Below are 19256 nucleotides of genomic sequence, written 5' to 3' on the forward strand. Positions count from 1 at the left end.
GCCCCAACCCCACCCGACCGCCCACCCGACCGCCCACCCGACCCCGGAGCCGACCGCCACCTCCCTGACGCGGACTCCGACGGCGCGGCGACGCCTGCTCGTGCTCGCCGTCGTCGCGCTCCTGCTGTCGTCGTGCGGGCTCCGGCCGGGCGGGCACGACGACGCAGGCGACGACGTCGCGACGCCCCCGCTCGGCGAGGCGACGGTGCTCGACGACCCGCGCTCGTGGGAGGGGGCGGTGCACGCGGCACTGCCCGACGAGCCGGTCGACCCGGTGGCGGACTCCCCCACCCAGACCCTGCCGGTCACCCTCACCGACGCCCAGGGCACGCGCGTCACGGTCACCGACACGAGCCGCGTGCTCGCCCTCGACATCTACGGCACGCTCTCCCGCACGGTCTACGAGCTCGGCCTGGGCGACTCGCTCGTCGGACGCGACATCTCCACCCAGTTCGACGAGGCCGAGGACCTGCCGCTCGTCACCAGCAACGGGCACGACCTCAACGCCGAGGCGATCCTGGAGCTCGACCCGACGCTGATCATCACCGACACCTCGCTCGGACCGTGGGACGTCGTGCTGCAGATGCGTGACGCGGGGATCCCCGTGGTCGTCGTCGACAGCACCCGAAGCGTCGACAACGTCGGGAGCCTCACCCAGGAGGTGGCGCGGGCGCTCGGCGTCCCCGACGTCGGGCGCCGGCTGGCGGACCGCCTGGAGGAGCAGACCCGCTCGACCTTGGCCGAGATCGCCGCCGTGGCGCCGAAGCGGGTGCAGGACAAGCCCCGCATGGTCTTCCTCTACGTGCGCGGCCAGGCCGGCGTCTACTACATGTTCGGCGAGGGCTCGGGCGCCGACACCCTCATCACGGCGCTCGGCGGCTACGACGTGGCCGGCGAGATCGGCTGGAACGGCATGAAGCCCGTCACCGACGAGGGCATCATCGACGCGCAGCCCGACGTCGTCCTCATGATGACCAAGGGCCTGGAGTCCGTCGACGGCGTCGACGGACTCCTCGAGCGCCTGCCCGCGCTCGCGCAGACGCCGGCCGGCCAGAAGCGTCGGATCGTCGACATGTCCGACGCCCAGATCCTCGGCTACGGGCCGCGGACTGCCGCCGTGCTGGAGGCGCTCGCGGTGGCCGTCTACGCACCCGGCTCCGCCGCACCCTCGGCCGGGGAGCGCCGATGACCGCCGTCGCCGGGCGGCACCGGCTCCCCGACGTCGGGCCGGCCGACGAGGTGCCCGCGCCGTCGCTGCCCCCGGTGCGCCGCGGCCGTGCCGGGCTGCTGCTCGGCGCGCTCGGCGTGGGTGTCGTCGTGTCGACGCTGGTCTCCGCCGGGCAGGGACAGCTCGACGTCCCGGCCGACCAGGTGCTCGGGTCGGTGCTGCACCGCGTGGGCCTCGACGTCCTGCCCCTGCCGACGCACCCCCAGGGCGACAACACCCTCTGGCAGGTCCGCTTCCCGCGGGTCGCGCTGGCGCTGCTCGTGGGCGCGGCGCTGGCGACCGCCGGGGCACTGATGCAGGGCGTCTTCGGCAACCCGCTCGCGGAGCCCGGCGTGGTCGGCGTGTCCGTGGGTGCCGCCCTCGCCGCCGCGTTCGTCATCGTCTTCCAGGTGACCCTGCTCGGCGCGTGGACCGTGCCGGCGTTCGCGTTCGTGGGCGGCCTGGTCACCACCCTCACGGTCTACGCACTGTCACGGGCCGACGGACGCACCGAGGTGGTCACGCTCGTGCTCACGGGCATCGCCGTCAACGCGGTGTGCAGCGCGGGCCTGGCGCTCATGCTGTTCCTCGGCGACACGTCGGCGCGCGAGGAGATCGTGTTCTGGCAGCTCGGCAGCCTCAACGGCACCCGCTGGGCGCACGTGGCCGTGGTGGCCCCCTGCGTCGGGATCGGCCTGGTGGGCGCGCTGGCGCTCTCGCGGCGCCTCGACGTGCTGGCCCTCGGCGACCGCGCCGCCCGCCACGTCGGCGTCGACGTCGAGCGCGTGCGCGTGGCGGCGATCGTGCTGGTCGCCCTGCTCACCGCGGCCGCCGTCTCCTTCGCCGGCATCATCGCCTTCGTCGGCCTGGTCGTGCCCCACCTGGTCCGGATGGTCGTCGGTCCCGGCCACCGGGTGCTCGTGCCTGCCAGCGCGCTCGGCGGGGCGCTCCTGCTGCTCTGGGCCGATCTCTTCGCCCGTACCGCCGTCGCCTACGCCGACCTGCCGATCGGCATGCTGACCTCGCTGGTCGGCGGGCCGTTCTTCTTCTGGCTGCTGCGCCGCACGCGCCGGACCGCGGGAGGCTGGGCGTGAACGCCCCCCTGGTCGCCTCCGGCATCGGCGTGGAGCTGGGTGGCACGCCGGTCCTGCACGACGTCGACCTCGAGGTGCGCCTGGGCGAGCTGCTCGTGCTCGTCGGACCCAACGGTGCCGGCAAGTCCACGCTCCTCGGCGTCCTCTCCGGCGACCAGGTCCCCCAGCGGGGCACGGTGACGCTCGACGGCCGCCGCGACGGCGACGGCGGGCACCGACAGCACGGTGGTGGCGAAGACGGCGTCGCGCGCCAGCACCGTGGAGCGGTCGTAGCGCACGGCGATGACGAAGATGTTCTGCGCGGCGGGCAGCGCCGCGAGCACGGTGACGGCGAGCAGCGGGGCTCCCTCCATGCCGAGCGCGAAGCGGCCGACCGTGTACGCCACGACGGGCTGGACCACGAGCTTCAGCGTCACGATCAGTGCGAGCACCGGTGCGCTGCCACCGCTGCCCGGGCGGGGTCCGAGCCGCAGCGAGACGCCGTAGGCGATCAGCATGGCGGGCACCGCCATGGCCCCGACGAGGCCGAGCGGCTCGTCGACGAGCCGCGGGCGACGTCGAGCACCGCGAGGGCGATCGGCTGCAGCACCAGCATCTGCAGCAGCAGGGTCGGCGCGACGAGCGCGGCGTCGCCGAGCACGTAGGCCGCGATCGGCAGGCCGAGGTTGCCGGCGTTGACGTACGCCGAGCAGAGCGCACCGACGACCGTGTCGGCGAGATCCTGGCGCAGCACCAGCCGCGCCACTACGACGTAGAGCAGGACCACCGTGACCACGGCGCAGCCGGTGGCGACGAGGTTGCGCGACAGCACCGCCGAGACGTCGGCGTCCTGCAGCACCGTGATCATCAGGGCCGGGCTCGCGACGTAGAACGCGAGCCGCGACAGCACGACCTGGGCGCTGAGGTCGAAGACCCGCAGGTGCGCCAGCAGGGCACCGAGCGCGATCAGGGCGCCGATGGTGGTGAACCCCTCCAGGACGCCGCTCATCGCGCTCATCGTCGCAGAGCGCCACCACGCCCTCCCCCGCGCCCTCCTCCCGCGTTCTGTGGACTTCGTGACGGTCTCTGCGCGGAGAACCGTCGCCATCTCCACAGAACGCGGGGTGGCGCGTCCCGGGACGACGAGGGGCCCCGTCCAGGCGGACGGGGCCCCTCGCGACGCGTGGCGTCTACCTCTGGGTCAGCATCTGCAGCCGGTGGGCGTCCTGCACCGCCTGCATCTCGCGGCGCTGTCGGACGGTCTCCAGCAGGACCTGACGGTCGGTGTCGGACATCTCGTCCCAGGCGCGCTTGCGGCGGGCACGGGAGCGTTCGGGCTTCCTGGCCATCGCGTTCACCCCCTCTCCGGATGTCAAGGTGACGTCGTGTCCGTCTCGGTCGCCCCGGGTCCGGGTCGTGGCGATCTGGGTGGTCGTCGGGGTGTCTGCGGGCAAGGTGTCGATGTCGTCGTGCTGGTTCATTGCGCGCCTCCTCTCTGTGAGTCGGGTGGGTGGGATCGAGGACAGGGTGGGATCGAAGGGACGGGAGTCGTGGGCGGACACGAGAAGAGCCGCTCAGGACACGGGGTCCGGAGCGGCTCGGGGGCCGGGCAGCTGGTGCCGGCTAACGAGGGACTGCTCCGAGGACGTGGGGGCCGAAGGACGCGACGGCGGACGCGCGATCGAAGGCGATCGGGGTCGTGGTCTGGGTCATGCGGCTCACCTCCTCGGGCGGTCGGGTGAGAGCAACGTAGCGCACCGCGACGCCGGGGCGCCACCCCCGCGTCGGCGCGTCGAGGAGACCGGCACGGACGACCGGCTCACGGACCGACGTCGAGCGCCTCGTCGATCTCGTCGCGGGTGGCGCCGCAGACGTACAGCAGGTCGGCGGCGATCGAGCGGACCTGGGCGGTGATGGCGGCCGTGTTGAGGGTCATCGTGGCGGGCAGGGCCTCGACCGCGATGCGGACCGCGGCGACGAGCCGCTCGCGCGCACCGGCGAAGTCGTCGAGCGTCGAGAGGTCGTCGGCGACGAGGTCGACCGCCTCGGCGAGCTCCTCGACCGACAGCCAGAGCGCGTCGGGGCCCGTCTCGCCGTGGCGCAGCATGGCGCTGGCGCGGCGGGCCAGCACGCGGGCGTCCCGGATGGCGTTGTCGAAGTCGCGCACCGCCCCGACGTAGAGGGCCAGGTGGTCGCGCTGGCGCCACCGCAGCGGCGACATGCGCGCGATCTCGCTGACGTTGGCGGCGGTCGCGTCGAGCGACTCGATGCTGCTCTGCAGGCCGCGCGCCCGCGTGAGCGCGTCGTCGGCGACCGTCGAGTCCGCCTCACGCAGCGCCCGGCCGGTGCCGCGGAGGACCGACGCGAGCTGCCGCAGGAGCCGCTGCACCTCGGCGTCGATGTCGCGCACGGGGTTGCGCGGGATCAGCAGCACCATGGCCATGCCGCACAGGCCTCCGACGAGCGCGTCGAGGAACCGGGTCAGGGCGGGGTTGCCCGCACCCGGCACGGGCACGACGGCGGCCAGCAGGACGGCCGAGCTGGCCGCCTGGGTGAGCGCGAGCCCGCGGATGCCGGTGAGGGTGGCCGCGGCGACGGTCAGGAGCACGACGAGGGCCATCTGCGCCGGACCGCGTCCGATGGTGAGGATGATCAGCTCGCCCACCAGCACGCCCAGCGCGACACCGACGACGACCTCGAAGAGCGTGCGTCCCCGCAGTCCACCGCCAGCGGTGATGACGACGACCGCGGCGATGGGCGCGAAGAACGCCTGCTGGTGGCCGAACACCTGGGTGGCCACCAGGAAGGCGAGCGACGACGCAGCCCCGAGGCGCAGCATGAGCCGCCAGCGACGACGCAGCAGACGCAGGCGGTCGGCGAACGTCTCCTCGCTGCGCAGCAGCCGGATGCGGCGCAACGGCACCTCACGTCCGGTCCCGCTCATCCGTCCTCCGCTCCCTGGGCGCGGCCCGTGGCCGCCACCGTCCACCGCACCCTCACAGGTACAGGCCGGTCTGGCCCTCCTCGATGCGCTCGGAGGCGACGGCGTGCAGGTCGCGCTCGCGCAGCAGCACGAAGCTCTCGCCGCGCACCTCCACCTCGGCGCGCTCCTCGGGGTCGAAGAGGACGCGGTCGCCGACCTCGACCGCGCGCACGTGCGCACCCGTCGCCTCGACCTTGGCCCACGAGAGGCGCTTGCCCATGGCGGCGGTCGCCGGGATCAGGATGCCTCCGCCGGAGCGCCGCTCCCCCGCCTCGTCGTCGAGGGAGACGAGCAGCCGGTCGTGCAGCATCCGGATCGCGAGCTTGCCGCGCTCGGCCATGGTCAGCCCAGCACCTTGCGCAGGACGACGACGGCGGCCACCGTGCCCACGACGCCGAGGACGACCGGCACGACGTTCTCGTAGCGCAGGCTGCCGTCGGGCGCGACGAAGCGGCCCTTCACGTCCTCGAGGGTCCGGCGGGCGATGTTCTTGGGGTTCGTCCGGTCGACCAGGGCGTCGACGGTGTGGGCCAGGCGCTCGCGGATCTGCTCGATCTCGTCGACCAGCTCGTCGCTCTGTGACGTCACAAGGTGCCTCTCGTCGGGTCGGACTGACCTTGCAAGGATAGGACCCATGACGACGCGACTGCAGCCCGGTGACACCGCACCCGACTTCACCCTCCCGGACGACACCGGCGCGGAGGTGACGCTCTCGGACCTGCGCGGCCAGAAGGTGATCGTGTACTTCTACCCCGCGGCCATGACGCCCGGCTGCACGAAGCAGGCGTGCGACTTCTCCGACTCGATCGACCGGCTGCAGGCCGAGGGCTACACGGTGCTCGGCATCAGCCCGGACAAGCCGGAGAAGCTGCAGAAGTTCCGTGAGCGCGACGGCCTCACCATCACGCTGCTCTCCGACGCCGACAAGGCGGTCATGACGGCGTGGGGCGCGTTCGGGGAGAAGAAGCTGTACGGCAAGGTCGTCGAGGGCGTCATCCGCTCGACGGTCGTCGTCGGCGAGGACGGCACGGTCGAGCTGGCGCAGTACAACGTGAAGGCGACGGGGCACGTGGCGAAGCTGCGCCGCGACCTGGGCCTCGACGCCGCCTGACCCGCACCCGCCCGCCCGCCACACCGCCGAGCTGCTGATTCCCATCAGTCCATGGGAGTCAGCAGCTCACCACGGTTGTGCCCCGCTCACCTGCGGAAGCATCCGCAGGTGAGCGACGGGCAACCATGGTGAGTGCGGGACGCGCCGCCCACTAGACTCGGGCCGCACCCGCCGGTGTGGTGGAACTGGTAGACACGCAGGATTTAGGTTCCTGTGCCCCTGGGCGTGCAGGTTCGAGTCCTGTCACCGGCACCGGGGCACTCACGTGGGCGACACACCCGGCCGGAGCGCGTCGTGCGGCGAGCCACCGGACCGGCACACTGTGCGCATGGTCCTCGTCATCGGTGAGTCCCTCGTCGACATCGTCGAACGGTCCGACGGCTCCCGGTCCGAGCACCCCGGCGGCAGTCCCGCGAACGTCGCGGTCGGGCTCGGTCGGCTGGGCGTCACCCCGGTGCTGGCCACGAGCCTGGCCACCGACGACCTCGGCGCGCTGGTGCGGATGCACCTCGCCGAGTCCGGCGTGCGCCTCATGCCAGGCCTCAAGCAGCTCGAGCGCACCTCCACGGCCGTGGCGACGCTCGCCGACGACGGCAGCGCGACCTACGAGTTCGACATCGTCTGGGACCCGGGTCGGATCTGGGCCGAGGAGGTGCCCGACATCATCCACACGGGGTCGATCGCCGCCTTCCTCGACCCGGGCGCCGACGAGGTGGAGGACGCCCTGCGCCGCCTCGCCCCGATGTGCACGGTGACCTTCGACCCCAACGTGCGGCCGAGCCTGCTGCCCAGCCGGGCGGAGGCGCTCGACCGGATGGAGTCGCTGCTGCCGCTGTGCGACGTCGTGAAGGTCAGCGACGAGGACCTCGCCTGGCTCGAGCCGCACAGCGACCCGGCCGACACGGCGCGCAGCTGGCTGGCCGCCGGACCCGCCGCCGTCGTGATGACGATGGGCCCGCGAGGCGCCCGCACGTACACGCACCGCGGCTCGATCGCCTCGCGCGCCCTGGCCGATCACGTCGTCGACACCGTCGGCGCCGGAGACGCCTTCATGTCGGGCCTCATCGCAGCGCTGAAGGACGACGGGCTCGACGGCGTCGTCGGCAGCACGCGCCTGCACGCGGCCGACCTGTCGCTGTGGCGCGAGGTCACCGACCTGGCGTCACGCTGCTCGGCGTTCGTGGTGGCCCGGGCGGGCGCCCAGCCGCCGTGGGAGCACGAGCTCTGAGCCCGCCTGCCCCGACGCCGTCAGGGCAGCAGCCGCGGCAGCCCCGCGGAGATCTTCTGGGTCAGCACCTTCGCGACCACGCCCGCCACGCCGGGGACCGGCGCGTCGAAGTGGATGGTGTAGTCGAGCAGCGTGCCGCCGTCCGCGGTCGGCGTGAGCACCTGGATGCCGCGGTGGCCCCGGAGCGGGCTGCCCTGCGTGATCTCGTACTCGATGCGCTCGTCGGGCTCGGACACGACCACGGTCTCGACGAACGCGGGCAGCGGGCCGATCTTCAGCGTCCGCGCCGACCCGACACCGTTGCGCGACGTCTCACCGTCACGCAGGCGCGTGATGCTCGCGCCGAACAGCCGGCCGAGGTTCTCGTGCTCGCCGAGCGCGGCGAACACGTCGGCGGGCGCGGAGCGGAACGTGTGGGTCACGTGGACCCTGGGCTGGCCGAGGGGGTGCGGTCCGGGCATGCCCGACATCCTAGAGTGACGGCGTCATGTTCCGTGTCCTGTTCCACGAGCCGCGCATCCCGGGCAACACCGGGAACACGATCCGGCTCGCCGCCGCCACCGGGGCGGAGCTGCACCTCGTCGAGCCGCTCGGCTTCGACCTCTCGGAGCCGAAGCTGCGACGCGCGGGCCTGGACTACCACGACCTCGCCACGCTGCACGTGCACGCCGACCTCGAGGCGGCGCTGACCGCGCTCGGCGACGCGCGGGTCTTCGCCTTCACCACCGGAGCCACCCGCGCCTACACCGACGTCGCGTACGAGCCCGGCGACGTCCTGCTGTTCGGCGCCGAGCCGACCGGTCTGCCCGACGCCGTGCAGCAGCACCCCCGTGTGACCGACCAGCTGCGCCTGCCGATGCTGCCCGCCCGACGCTCGATGAACCTCGCGAACTGCGCCGCCATCGTCGTCTACGAGGCCTGGCGCCAGCACGGCTTCGCCGGCGGTCACTGAGCCGTCCGTCACTCCGTCCCCTGACTCGACGTGGGCGACGTAGGCTGGGGACGACGAGCGACGACGGGAGGACAGAGCGAGACGATGGCACGACGTACCCTCCACCGACACGTCCTCGTCAGCGCCCTCGTGCTCGGTCTGCTCGCCAGCCTCGCGATCACCCTGGGTCACCAGGGTGCGGTCGGCAGCGAGCCCACGGTCGCCGACCAGCGGGCCGTCCTCGGCGAGCCCGTCGCCGCGCGCAACCCGTTCCCCCGCGGCATCGTCGTGGTCGGTGACTCCATCACGGCCCGCTACGACGACGAGCCCGGCAGCCGGCACCAGGGCTGGTGGAGCTTCGTGGCCCGGCACTACGACACGCCCGTGCGCACGTACGCGCAGTCCGGCTCGGGCTACCTGCGACCGGGCATGGGCTGCACCGGCGACACCTTCGTCCAGCGCCGCGCCGCGTTCCGTGGTCCGGCGCCGTCGGTGTTCATCGTCGAGGGCGGCCGCAACGACTGGGCGTCGTGCGCGGAGGGACGTCTGGTCCCCTCCTCCGACGCGGCCGTGCAGCAGGCCGTCACGCGCTACCTGCGCCTCGTCAAGCGCCAGATGCCCGAGAGCACCCGGATCCTGGTGCTGGGTCCCCCGTGGGGCCCGACCGAGCCGTGGCAGCAGCGTCGCGTGACGTCGATCGTGCACGCCGCCGCGCTCCGCGAGGGTCTGGAGTACGTGCCCACGCGGGGTGCGCTCGACCGGCACGGTCGCACGATCGACGGCGTCCACCCCACGCTGTCCGGCAGCCTCGCCCTGGCCGACGTGGTCGTCGGCGCCCTCGACCAGCCCGCTCCCGGGTCGACCGGGCTCGCCCCGGTCGAGCGGGAGTCGACGGCCCGGGCGGCGACCGACACCACGCCCTAGCCGCCCAGGGCGCTAGCCGCCCAGGGCTCGGGCCACCAGCGGCGCGACCTGCGTCAGGGCGCGACCGCGGTGGCTGATGGCGTCCTTCTCCAACGGCGCGAGCTCCGCCGTCGACACGTCGTACCCGTCGGCCGCGAACAGCGGGTCGTAGCCGAAGCCGCCCTCGCCCTGCTCGGCCGCGAGGATGCGGCCCGGCATCTCGCCGCGGACGATGTGCTCCTGCCCGTCGGGCGCGCAGAACGCCACCACGGCCACGAAGGTCGCCGTGCGACGCTCCGGAGGGACGTCGGACAGCTGGCTCAGCAGCAGCCGGTTGTTGGCCCTGTCACCGCCTTCACTGCGCGGCACCCCCGACCAGCGCGCCGACAGCACACCGGGCATGCCGTTCAGCGCGTCGACGCACAGTCCCGAGTCGTCGGCCAGCGACGGCAGTCCCGTGGCCTCCAGGCACGCCCGCGCCTTGATCAGCGCGTTGCCCTCGAACGTCGGCTCCGTCTCGGCCGGCTCGGGGTAGTCGGCGACGTCGGACAGCCCGAGCACCTGCACGTCCGGCACGAGCGGCGCGAGGATGCGCTGCAGCTCCGCGAGCTTCTTGGCGTTGTTCGACGCCAGCACGACGACGCGGGTCACGCCTGCAGGGCTTCCTGCTGCAGACGCGTCAGGTCGGCGCAGCCCTTCTCGGCCAGCGCGAGCAGCGCGTCGAGCTCGGAGCGGACGAAAGGGGCGCCCTCCGCGGTGCCCTGGATCTCGATGAACGAGCCCTCCCCCGTCATGACGACGTTCATGTCCGTCTCGGCGCGGACGTCCTCGACGTAGGGCAGGTCGAGCATCGGGGTGCCGTCGATGATGCCGACGCTGACCGCGGCGATCGACTGCACGAGCGGCTCGCCCGCGAGCGCACCCTTCTCGCGCAGGTGGGCGACCGCGTCGGCGAGGGCCACGTAGGCGCCCGTGATGGCGGCCGTCCGCGTGCCGCCGTCAGCCTGCAGCACGTCGCAGTCGATGGTGATCGTGTTCTCGCCCAGGGCCTTGTAGTCGACCGCGGCACGCAACGACCGCCCGACGAGGCGCGAGATCTCGTGCGTGCGCCCGCCGATGCGACCCTTGACCGACTCGCGCTGCGAACGGTCGTGGGTGGCCTGCGGCAGCATCGCGTACTCGGCCGTGACCCAGCCGAGGCCGGAGCCCTTGCGCCAGCGCGGCACGCCCTCGGTGGCCGACGCGGCGCACAGCACCTTCGTCCGGCCGAACTCCACCAGGCAGGACCCCTGGGCGTGGTCGAGCCAGTGACGGGTGATCGTGATCGGACGCAGCTCGTCGACGGCGCGGCCGTCCTCGCGGGTGGTCATGGTCGCGACCCTACCGACGTCCGTCAGACGTCGTAGACCTGCCCGGCCTCCACGAGCACGAACTCTCCGGCGAACGTCGAGCGCGTGTCGGCGGCGACCTCGTCGCGGTCGGTCCAGGCGGGCACGTGGGTGACGAGCAGACGCCCGACGCCCGCGCGCGTGGCGTAGTCGCCGGCCTCGGCCCCGGTCAGGTGCAGGTTCGGCGGGTTCGTCCCCGACTCCACGAACGACGCCTCGCACAGGAAGAGGTCGGCGCCCAGCGCGACGTCGTCGAGGGCCTCCGTGGGCGCGGTGTCGCCGGAGTAGGCGAGCACGGAGCCGCCGGCCTCGAGCCGCATGCCGTACGCCTCGACGGGGTGGTCCATGAGGCGTGGCGTGACCGTGAACGGCCCCACCTGCACGGTCTCGCCGTCGACCCACGTGCGGAAGTCGAACTGGTCGGCCATCTGCAGTCCCTCGGTGCGCCCGTAGCTGCTCGCGAGGAACGGACCGGCGCCCTGGGGCGCGTAGACGGGGATCGTCGGCAGGGTGCCTTGCGGGTGGTACTTGCTCACCACGTAGAAGCCCGAGAGGTCGAAGCAGTGGTCGGCGTGCAGGTGCGACAGCAGCACCGCGTCGACGTCGCGCAGGTCGAGGTGGCGCTGCAGCGGGCCCAGGGCGCCGCTGCCGAGGTCGAGCAGCAGCCTGAAGCCCTCGTGCTCGACGAGGTAGCAGCTGGAGGCGGACTCGGGCCCCGGGTAGGAGCCCGCGCAGCCGACGATGGTGAGCCTCACGCGACCACCTGCGCGAACTGGCCGACCGAGCCGACCTCGGGACCGAGGAAGCGTCGGCCCAGCACGCCGAACTCGTCAGGCCGGCCGGTGGTGAGGAAGCGGTGCTCGGGCGCACCCGCGGCGGGGTCGCGGAGCAGGTCGTCCTGGACCAGGCGGGCGTACACGTCCTTCGCCGTCTCCTCCGCACTCGAGACCAAGGTGACCTCCTCGCCCATCGCCAGGGCGATCGCCCCGGTCAGGAGAGGGTAGTGCGTGCAGCCGAGCACGAGCGTGTCGACACCCGCCTCGCGCAGCGGCGCGAGGTACTCCTCCGCGGCGGCGGTGACCTCGGGACCGCTCGTGACGCCGCGTTCCACGAGGTCGACGAAGTCGGGGCACGCCTGCGTGAGGAGCTCGATGCCGGGGTTCGCGGCGAAGGCGTCGTCGTAGGCACGGGACGCCGCGGTCGCGCGGGTGCAGATGACCCCGACCTTCCCGTTGCGGGTGGCGCGCGCCGCGCGACGAGTGGCCGGCACGATCACCTCGACCACGGGCACGTCGTAGCGCTCGCGGGCGTCGCGCAGGACGGCGGCGCTCGCGGAGTTGCAGGCGATGACCAGCATCTTCACGCCGTGCGCGACGAGGTGGTCGAGGCACTCGAGCGCGAACTCGCGGACCGCGGGGATGGGCTGCGGGCCGTACGGCTGACGGGCGGTGTCGCCGAGGTACAGCACGGCCTCGTGGGGCAGCTGGTCGATCACCGCTCGAGCGACCGTCAGGCCGCCGAAGCCTGAGTCGAAGATCCCGATCGGTGCGTCCGCCACGAGGCGCAAGCCTACGGACCGTCCGGCGACACGGCCAGTCCCGGGACCGTCATGATCGTCACCCCGGGTGCAGGACGCGCTCGAGGAAGCGCTGCGTGCGCTCGTGCTGGGGCGCGTCGACGACGTCGCGCGCGGGTCCGCGCTCGACGACGTGCCCACCGTCGACGAAGACGACGGTGTCGGCCACGTCGGCCGCGAACCGGATCTCGTGCGTGACGACCACCATCGTCCACCCCTGCGAGGCGAGGTCGCGCACGACGGCGAGCACCTCGCCGACCAGCTCGGGGTCGAGCGCCGACGTCGGCTCGTCGAGCAGCACCACGCGGGGTCGCAGCGCCAGCGCGCGGGCGATGCCGACGCGCTGCTGCTGGCCGCCCGAGAGCTGCGACGGGTAGGCGTCCTCGCGTCCGGCCAGACCCACCTGCTCGAGCAGCGCGCGGGCGCGTGCGGCGGCCTCGTCCGGGTCCTCGCCCTGCACCTGCACGGGCCCCTCGACGAGGTTGCCGAGCACGGTGCGGTGCGGGAAGAGCTCGTGGGACTGGAAGACCATGCCGCTCTGCGCGCGCAGCCGCTCGCAAGCGCGACGTCCCTCCTTGCCGCGCGGCAGCGACCCGAAGTCGACCGACACGTCGCCGATGGACACGGTGCCGGCGTCGGGCACGGTGAGCGCGTTGAGGGAGCGCAGCAGCGTCGTCTTGCCCGAGCCGGAGGGCCCGATGATGGCTGTGGTGGTGCCCTCGGGCACGTCGAGGTCGACACCGTCGAGCACGACGTTGTCGCCGAAGGTCTTGCGCAGGCCGCTGGCCTGCAGGAGCGACGGCGTGGTCATGGCGTCACGTACCTGTTCAGTCGGGTCTCGAGGCGTCCCTGCGCCACCGAGAGCACGGTGCAGACGATCCAGTAGTACAGGCCGCCGAGCAGGTACAGCGGCAGGTAGTCGAACGACGCGGACGCCTGCTGGTTGAGGACGCGCGTGACGTCGGTGAGGAGCACGACCGACACGAGCGAGGTGTCCTTGACCAGCGAGATCAGCGTGTTCGACAGCGGCGGCACGGCGATCCGCGCAGCCTGCGGAAGGACGACCCTGCGCAGGGCGAGACGGCCCGACATGCCGATGGTCGCGGCGGCCTCGTGCTGCCCGCGCGGCACGGCCAGCAGCGCGCCCCGGACCGTCTCGGCGCCGTAGCCGGCCACGTTGACGCTGAGGGCCAGCACCGCGGCCGGGAAGGACGGGAGGTCCAGCCCGAGCTGCGGCAGGCCGTAGAAGACTACGAAGAGCTGGAGCAGCAGCGGCGTGCCGCGGACCGCGGAGATGAAGAAGCGGGCCGGCCAGGCGAGCCACCGGGAGGACGACGCCCGGGCCAGGGCGATGAGCACAGCCGCCGCGAGGCCGATCGCGAAGCTGATCGCGGTGAGCGGGATGGTGATCTTCACCAGGGCGACGAACGCCGGCCACGCGGCCTCGCGGACGCTCGTCAGCCACGACGCCTCGTCGCGACCGCCGACCTGCGCCTCTCCCCCGTCCTCGACGGAGACGTCGGCGCCGAAGTAGTCCTCGCTGATCCGCTGCAGGGTGCCGTCGGCGCGCAGCGCGTCGAGCGCGCGGTCGGCCTCGCGCACCAGGTCGGCGTCGTCCTGGCGGAACGCGAGCGACTGGCGGCTGACCTCGTCGCCCGCGTCGCCGACGATCTCGACCTGGTCGTTGCCCGACGTGGCGAGGTAGTCGAGGACGGCGATGTTGTCGTTGACGATCGCGTCGACCCGGCCGCGGGCGACCAGGTCGGCGGCCTGGGAGAACTGATCGACGTTCTCGACCTTCGCACCGGCGTCCTTGGCCACCTGCGACCAGTTGCTCGTGGCCGACTGCGCCGTGGTGAGACCCTTCAGGTCGGCCAACGTGCGGATGTCGGAGCCCTTGCGCGCGACGATGACGCCCCGCGAGTAGGCGTACGGCTCGGAGAACGCGTACCGCGCCTCGCGCTCGGGGTTGATGGTGATCTGGTTGGCGATCACGTCGATGCGGCTGGCGTCGAGCGAGCCGAAGAGGGCGTCGAACTGGGACTGCACGAACCGCAGCCGCCAGCCGGCCTCCTTCGCCACGGCCTTCATGACGTCGACGTCGTAGCCCGTGAGCCGGCCGTCCTCGTTGAACGAGAAGGGCGGGTAGGTGCCCTCGGTGCCGACCACGACCTCGCGGCCGGCGCCGTCCCCGTCGGCTGCCTGCGCCGGCGCCACCAGGAGCAGCGGCGACAGCACGGCCAGCACGAGGCCGCCCAGCAGCCCCAGCACACGTCGGCTCACGCCGGACCCCCTTCGTCGTCGCTCGACCCTAGTCCGGCTGACCGACGTCGGCACCCCGGTCCCACACACGGACGCCTCCCCAGACGGTGACGTCTCCACCGCATCGGGGTCGGCGGTGGGTTCGCCACCGTCCCAGCGCCCACACGGTGGAGAACTCACCGCCGAGACGGACGTCGCAGCTTGCGGTGGAGAAGTCACCGCTGGCGGGAGGGGGCGTCAGAGGGGCAGCTTGGGCTGCGGCGGGGCGTGGGTGGGGTCGACGCCGTCGAAGAGGCTGCTCACCGACTCGCCGGCGTGGATCCGGGCGATGGCCCGCGCGAACAACGGCGCGACGGACCGCACGCGCAGGGCGGGCCAGTCGGCCGGCGGCGGGACGGTGTCGGTGGTGACGACCTCGGCGATGCCCGGGTGGTCGCGCAGCCGCTCCACGGCCTTGCCGGTGAACAGCCCGTGGGTGCACGCCACGGAGATCTCCGTGACGCCCTGGCGCTCCAGCATCGAGACGAGCTCGACGATGGAGCCCCCGGTGGCGATCTCGTCGTCGAGCACGATGGCCCGCTTGCCGGCGACGTCGCCGACGATCGCGTCGATGACGACCTTGTCGTCGGCCTTGCGCTGCTTGCTGCCGGCCGCGACCGGCAGGCCGAGGAGCCGCGCGAACTGCGACGCGGTCTTCGCGTTGCCGAAGTCGGGCGAGACGACCACGGCGTTCGACAGGTCGGAGTCGCGGTAGTGGTCGGCGAGCTCCCCGATGGCGGTCAGGTGGTCGAGCGGCATCGAGAAGAAGCCGTGCACCTGCGGTGCGTGCAGGGTCATGGTGACCACGCGGTTCACGCCGGCGGTGGCCATCATGTCGGCCACGAGCTTGCCGCCGATCGAGATGCGCGACGCATCCTTCTTGTCCGAGCGCGCGTACGCGTAGTGCGGTACGACGACGGTGATGGACGCGGCCGACGCACCGCGCGCGGCGTCGACCATGAGCAGCAGCTCCATGAGGTGGTCCTGCGTCGGCGGCACCAGCGGCTGCACGATGTACACGTCACGTTGGCGACAGTTGGCGAGCAGCTGCGACTGCAGGCAGTCGTTGCTGAACCGCACGGTCTCCGACGGCGAGAGGCTCGTGCCGAGCTCGCTGCAGATGGCCTCGGCCAGGGCTCGGTGGGCGCTTCCGGAGAAGACCACGATGTCGCGCACACGGTGAGGCTAGCGGAGGTGGCGCCGCCCCGGAACCGCGAACGGCGAGGTCAGGCCCACAGCTGGCCGTCGAGCGCGTCCTCGGCGTCGTCGAGGGTGCCCTCGTAGGCGCCGGTGGACAGGTACTTCCAGCCGCCGTCGCAGACGATGAAGACGATGTCGGCGCGCTCGCCGGCCTTCTGGCTCTTCGCCGCCTGGGCGAGCGCCGCGTGCAGGATGGCGCCGGTGGAGATGCCCGCGAAGATGCCCTCGTGCTCGATCAGCTCGCGCACGCGCCGCACGGCGTCGCGCGGGCCGACGCTGAACCGCGCGTCGATGAGGTCGGCGTCGTACAGCTCGGGCACGAAGCCCTCGTCGAGGTTGCGCAGGCCGTAGACGAGCTCGCCGTAGCGCGGCTCGGCGGCGACGATCCGCACGTCGGGCTTGGCCTCGCGGAAGAAGCGACCCGTGCCCATGAGCGTGCCGGTGGTGCCCAGCCCGGCGACGAAGTGCGTCACCTCGGGCAGGTCGGCCAGGATCTCAGGCCCGGTGCCGCGGTAGTGCGCCTCGGCGTTGGCGGGGTTGCCGTACTGGTAGAGCATCACCCAGTCGGGGTGCTCCTCGGCGAGCCCCTTCGCGACCCGCACGGCCTCGTTGGAGCCGCCCGCGGCGGGCGAGGGGATGATCTCGGCGCCCCACATCCGCAGGAGCTGGCGACGCTCCTCGGACGTGTTCTCCGGCATGACGCAGATCATCCGGTAGCCGCGCATCTTGGCGACCATCGCCATGGAGATGCCGGTGTTGCCGCTGGTCGGCTCCAGGATCGTGCAGCCGGGCGTCAGCCGACCGTCGGCCTCGGCCGCCTCGATCATGGCGAGCGCGGCGCGGTCCTTGATGGAGCCGGTGGGGTTCTGGTCCTCCAGCTTCGCCCACAGCCGGACCTCCGGCGACGGCGACAGCGACGGCAGCCCGACGAGGGGCGTGCCGCCGACGGAGTCGACGAGCGAGTCGAAGCGGGTCACCGGCTCAGGAACCCGGCAGGGGTGCCGGGCCCTGGGCGGCAGGAGACACCGCGGCGACGTCGACGGAGCCACCCGCGACGGCGGGCAGGATCACGACGGTGTCGCCGTCGGAGACAGCGGTCTCGAGCCCGCCGGTGAAGCGGATGTCCTCGTCGTTGACGTAGACGTTCACGAAGCGGCGGACGCTGCCGTCCTCGACCAGCCGCTCCTTGATGCCGGTGTGGGCGGCCTCGAGGTTCTCGACGAGCTCGGCGACGGTGGCGCCCTCGCTCTGCACGGCGCGCTCGCCGTCGGTGTAGGTGCGCAGGATGGTCGGGATCCGTACCTCGATGGCCATCGGTGTCGTCGCTCTCTTCCGGGGTTCGGGGGGTGGTGTGCTCAGGTGTCGTAACGCTCGACGACGGTGACTTCTTCCTCGGTCACCTCGCCGTCGACGATCCGGTAGGACCGGAAGTCGACGTCGGTGCCCTCGACCTCGCCGCCGTCGCGGGTCGAGACGAGCACGTAGTGGGCGTTCGGCTCCGACGCGAGGTTCACGTCGGTGCGCGACGGGTAGGCCTCGGTGGCCGTGTGGGAGTGGTAGATGACCACGGGCTCCTCGTCGCGGTCGTCCATGTCGCGGTAGAGCCGCAGCAGGTCGCCGGAGTCGAACTCGTAGAAGGTGGGCGACATCGCGGCGTTGACCATGGGCACGTGCCGCGCGGGACGGTCGGAGCCGATCGGCCCGGCGACGACGCCGCACGCCTCGTCCGGGTGGTCGCGGCGCGCGTGGGCGATGATCGCGTCACGGGTCGCGCGGTCGATGGTCAGCACGGCGGCGAGTCTAGCGAGGTGGCGCAGGGACGCCGGGCGACGTCTGGGTCGCGAGACGGACGAGCCCGCCGACCGACCCGCTACGCTTTTGGTATGCCAAAGACCCGCCGCGAGGGTGCGCTCGACGCCGACCGCGCTGCCGACGTGCTCCGCGACCTCATCGTGGCCGGTGACCTCGTGCCGGGTCAACGTCTCGTCGAGCGCCGGCTCGCCGACTGGATCGGCGTCTCGCGCGTCCCGGTGCGCCAGGCGTTGCACCAGCTGGTCGTCGAGGGGTTCGCCACCGAACGGGCCACGGGAGGCGTGGCGGTGAGCGACCTCTCCCCCGACCAGGTGAGCGAGCTGCTGGAGGTGGCGCACGCGCTCGACGCCGTGGCCGTGCGGCGCCTGCTCGCCACGGGCACCGACCTGTCGTCGCTGCGCACGCTGCTGATGCGCGCCGGGTCGGCGATCGACGGCGGACGCGAGGCCGACGCGGTACGGCTGAACGCCGAGTTCCACCTGCGCCTGCTCGACCTCGCGCCAGCACCGACCGTGCGCCGCACCGCCCGACCGCTGCGCCGCGTCCTCGGCTGGGCGCTGCAGCAGCACGCGGACCCCGCACCCGTGCACGCGGAGCACGTCGCGCTCGTCGACGCGATCGAGCAGGGCGACGCCGACCGCGTGGAGGCGGTCCTGGCGCAGCACGTCCGCACGAGCCGCGCGGCGCTCGCGGAGCGGACGTGAGGGCGCGCGGAACCGTCGCCGTGCTCGCGACGCTCGTCGTCACCTCCTGCTCCGGGCCTGCGGACCCCGCCCCGGGTCCCGGGTCCGGACGCCCGGCCAGCCCCGAGGAGACCGCCGTGACCCGTAGCCCGTCCTCCCCGTCCCCGTCCGCGTCGGCCTCGCCGCGCCCCAGCCTCGACGCCGCCACGCAGCAGCGGGTCGACCGTCGCCTGCTCGCCGCGGCGGGCGACGGCGACGCGCGGAGTGCTGCCCGCGCCCTGCGCGACGGAGCCGACGTCGAGGCACGCGACGCACGACGCCGCACCCCGCTGCTGCTCGCCGCGGCGGCGGACCACGTCGAGGTCGCGGAGCTGCTGGTGCACGTCGGCGCCGACCCCGACGCGGTGGACGACCGCTCCGACACGCCGTGGCTGGTCACGGGGGTCACCGGCAGCGTCGCGATGGGGCGCCTGCTGCTCGACGCGGGCGCCGACCTGACCCTGCGCAACCGCTTCGGGGGTCTCTCGCCGATCCCCGCGAGCGAGCGCGGGCACGTCGCGTACGTCCGCTGGGTGACCACGACCGACGTCGACCTCGACCACGTGAACGACCTCGGCTGGACGGCGCTCCTGGAGGCCGTGGTGCTCGGCGACGGCGGCCCCCGCCACCGGGCCGTCGTCCAGGCGCTGCTCGACGCCGGTGCCGACCCGACGATCCGCGACCGGCAGGGGCGCACCGCGCTCCAGCTCGCCGAGGCCCGCGGGCTGAGCGCCATGGCCGCGGTCCTGCGTCGCGGCTGAGAGGTCCGGAACACGTTCCGAGTTCCGGTGACGGGAGCTCTCCGCGCGCCCTAGCGTGCG

General features: G+C 73.0%; 24 protein-coding genes, 1 tRNA gene and 2 pseudogenes. 10 read left to right on the plus strand and 17 right to left on the minus strand.

Features of this window, described 5'->3' with window-relative positions; genetic code table 11:
* The 3 genes and pseudogenes from A6Q81_RS04020 to A6Q81_RS17355 form a co-directional block, all read left to right on the plus strand.
* A partial coding sequence (locus tag A6Q81_RS04020) for a heme/hemin ABC transporter substrate-binding protein (protein ID WP_353681406.1) occupies positions 1–1189 on the plus strand: 1189 nt, incomplete at its 5' end.
* Positions 1186–2301, plus strand: a complete 1116-nt coding sequence (locus A6Q81_RS04025; protein WP_286689606.1) for a FecCD family ABC transporter permease — start codon at positions 1186–1188, stop codon at positions 2299–2301. The genes A6Q81_RS04020 and A6Q81_RS04025, both read left to right, overlap by 4 nt.
* Positions 2302–2396: 95 nt before the next feature.
* Positions 2397–2495, plus strand: a pseudogene (locus A6Q81_RS17355) (ATP-binding cassette domain-containing protein); the annotation flags it as partial.
* A 63-nt stretch (positions 2496–2558) separates the two neighbouring features.
* Here the strand turns inward: A6Q81_RS17355 and A6Q81_RS04035 are convergent.
* The 6 genes and pseudogenes from A6Q81_RS04035 to A6Q81_RS04060 form a co-directional block, all read right to left on the minus strand.
* Positions 2559–2813 (minus strand): annotated as a pseudogene (locus A6Q81_RS04035) (AEC family transporter); the annotation flags it as partial.
* The gene (locus tag A6Q81_RS04040; RefSeq protein WP_286689607.1) at positions 2792–3289 is read right to left on the minus strand and encodes an AEC family transporter; all 498 of its coding nucleotides are present in this window, start codon (positions 3287–3289) and stop codon (positions 2792–2794) included. The pseudogene A6Q81_RS04035 and the gene A6Q81_RS04040, both read right to left, overlap by 22 nt.
* Before the next feature lie 181 nt (positions 3290–3470).
* Positions 3471–3842, minus strand: coding sequence for a hypothetical protein (locus A6Q81_RS04045; protein ID WP_286689608.1), 372 nt, complete (start codon positions 3840–3842; stop codon positions 3471–3473).
* A 257-nt stretch (positions 3843–4099) separates the two neighbouring features.
* A complete protein-coding gene (locus A6Q81_RS04050; RefSeq protein ID WP_286689609.1) occupies positions 4100–5224 on the minus strand; it encodes an FUSC family protein in 1125 nt (374 codons plus the stop codon).
* 52 nt (positions 5225–5276) lie between these two features.
* The gene (locus tag A6Q81_RS04055; RefSeq protein ID WP_067855740.1) at positions 5277–5603 is read right to left on the minus strand and encodes a GroES family chaperonin; all 327 of its coding nucleotides are present in this window, start codon (positions 5601–5603) and stop codon (positions 5277–5279) included.
* A gap of 2 nt (positions 5604–5605) precedes the next feature.
* A complete protein-coding gene (locus A6Q81_RS04060; protein WP_067855738.1) occupies positions 5606–5851 on the minus strand; it encodes a DUF3618 domain-containing protein in 246 nt (81 codons plus the stop codon).
* Positions 5852–5897: 46 nt separating this feature from the next.
* Between A6Q81_RS04060 and bcp the strand changes: the two genes are divergently transcribed.
* The 3 genes from bcp (at position 5898) to A6Q81_RS04075 (ending at position 7602) form a co-directional block, all read left to right on the plus strand.
* Positions 5898–6374 (plus strand): thioredoxin-dependent thiol peroxidase, encoded by a 477-nt coding sequence (bcp, locus tag A6Q81_RS04065; protein ID WP_067855735.1) that lies wholly within the window; start codon positions 5898–5900, stop codon positions 6372–6374.
* A gap of 170 nt (positions 6375–6544) precedes the next feature.
* Positions 6545–6626, plus strand: a tRNA-Leu gene (locus tag A6Q81_RS04070).
* Between the two features lie 76 nt (positions 6627–6702).
* Positions 6703–7602, plus strand: coding sequence for a carbohydrate kinase family protein (locus tag A6Q81_RS04075; RefSeq protein WP_067855732.1), 900 nt, complete (start codon positions 6703–6705; stop codon positions 7600–7602).
* A 20-nt stretch (positions 7603–7622) separates the two neighbouring features.
* On the opposite strand, the gene A6Q81_RS04080 is transcribed toward A6Q81_RS04075, so the two are convergent.
* Positions 7623–8063, minus strand: a complete 441-nt coding sequence (locus A6Q81_RS04080) for an SRPBCC family protein (RefSeq protein ID WP_286689610.1) — start codon at positions 8061–8063, stop codon at positions 7623–7625.
* Positions 8064–8089: 26 nt separating this feature from the next.
* Between A6Q81_RS04080 and A6Q81_RS04085 the strand changes: the two genes are divergently transcribed.
* Both A6Q81_RS04085 and A6Q81_RS04090 read left to right on the plus strand, forming a co-directional pair.
* Positions 8090–8554: a tRNA (cytidine(34)-2'-O)-methyltransferase gene (locus tag A6Q81_RS04085; RefSeq protein WP_286689611.1), complete on the plus strand. Its 465-nt coding sequence runs from the start codon at positions 8090–8092 to the stop codon at positions 8552–8554.
* 84 nt (positions 8555–8638) lie between these two features.
* On the plus strand, positions 8639–9457 hold the full coding sequence (locus tag A6Q81_RS04090; RefSeq protein ID WP_286689612.1) for an SGNH/GDSL hydrolase family protein: 819 nt from the start codon (positions 8639–8641) through the stop codon (positions 9455–9457).
* Positions 9458–9469: 12 nt separating this feature from the next.
* On the opposite strand, the gene rdgB is transcribed toward A6Q81_RS04090, so the two are convergent.
* The 10 genes from rdgB to A6Q81_RS04140 form a co-directional block, all read right to left on the minus strand.
* Positions 9470–10087, minus strand: a complete 618-nt coding sequence (gene rdgB / locus A6Q81_RS04095; RefSeq protein ID WP_286689613.1) for an RdgB/HAM1 family non-canonical purine NTP pyrophosphatase — start codon at positions 10085–10087, stop codon at positions 9470–9472.
* Entirely contained in the window at positions 10084–10806 is a 723-nt protein-coding gene (gene rph / locus A6Q81_RS04100; RefSeq protein WP_067855721.1) for a ribonuclease PH, read from the minus strand. The genes rdgB and rph overlap by 4 nt, the downstream gene beginning before the upstream one ends.
* A gap of 23 nt (positions 10807–10829) precedes the next feature.
* On the minus strand, positions 10830–11579 hold the full coding sequence (locus A6Q81_RS04105) for an MBL fold metallo-hydrolase (RefSeq protein ID WP_067855718.1): 750 nt from the start codon (positions 11577–11579) through the stop codon (positions 10830–10832).
* Entirely contained in the window at positions 11576–12382 is an 807-nt protein-coding gene (gene murI, locus A6Q81_RS04110; protein ID WP_067855715.1) for a glutamate racemase, read from the minus strand. Before murI ends, A6Q81_RS04105 begins: the two co-directional genes overlap by 4 nt.
* A 58-nt stretch (positions 12383–12440) precedes the next feature.
* Positions 12441–13211 (minus strand): amino acid ABC transporter ATP-binding protein, encoded by a 771-nt coding sequence (locus tag A6Q81_RS04115; protein ID WP_286689614.1) that lies wholly within the window; start codon positions 13209–13211, stop codon positions 12441–12443.
* The gene (locus tag A6Q81_RS04120) at positions 13208–14683 is read right to left on the minus strand and encodes an ABC transporter substrate-binding protein/permease (RefSeq protein ID WP_286689615.1); all 1476 of its coding nucleotides are present in this window, start codon (positions 14681–14683) and stop codon (positions 13208–13210) included. Before A6Q81_RS04120 ends, A6Q81_RS04115 begins: the two co-directional genes overlap by 4 nt.
* A gap of 216 nt (positions 14684–14899) precedes the next feature.
* Complete coding sequence (locus tag A6Q81_RS04125) at positions 14900–15877, minus strand: ribose-phosphate diphosphokinase (protein ID WP_067855709.1); 978 nt, start codon at positions 15875–15877, stop codon at positions 14900–14902.
* 50 nt (positions 15878–15927) lie between these two features.
* Positions 15928–16878 (minus strand): PLP-dependent cysteine synthase family protein, encoded by a 951-nt coding sequence (locus tag A6Q81_RS04130; protein WP_286689616.1) that lies wholly within the window; start codon positions 16876–16878, stop codon positions 15928–15930.
* A gap of 4 nt (positions 16879–16882) precedes the next feature.
* Positions 16883–17215 carry a MoaD/ThiS family protein gene (locus A6Q81_RS04135; RefSeq protein WP_286689617.1) on the minus strand — a complete coding sequence of 111 codons (333 nt, stop codon included), beginning with the start codon at positions 17213–17215 and terminating at the stop codon, positions 16883–16885.
* A 41-nt stretch (positions 17216–17256) separates the two neighbouring features.
* Positions 17257–17691 (minus strand): M67 family metallopeptidase, encoded by a 435-nt coding sequence (locus A6Q81_RS04140; protein WP_286689618.1) that lies wholly within the window; start codon positions 17689–17691, stop codon positions 17257–17259.
* A 93-nt stretch (positions 17692–17784) separates the two neighbouring features.
* Here A6Q81_RS04140 and A6Q81_RS04145 point away from each other — a divergent pair, with 93 nt between their 5' ends.
* Entirely contained in the window at positions 17785–18417 is a 633-nt protein-coding gene (locus A6Q81_RS04145) for a GntR family transcriptional regulator (RefSeq protein ID WP_286689619.1), read from the plus strand.
* Between the two features lie 116 nt (positions 18418–18533).
* The gene (locus A6Q81_RS04150; RefSeq protein WP_286689620.1) at positions 18534–19196 is read left to right on the plus strand and encodes an ankyrin repeat domain-containing protein; all 663 of its coding nucleotides are present in this window, start codon (positions 18534–18536) and stop codon (positions 19194–19196) included.
* Positions 19197–19256: the final 60 nt, after the last annotated feature.

This window comes from Aeromicrobium sp. REDSEA-S38_B2 (assembly GCF_001628525.1).
GTDB lineage: Bacteria > Actinomycetota > Actinomycetes > Propionibacteriales > Nocardioidaceae > Aeromicrobium > Aeromicrobium erythreum.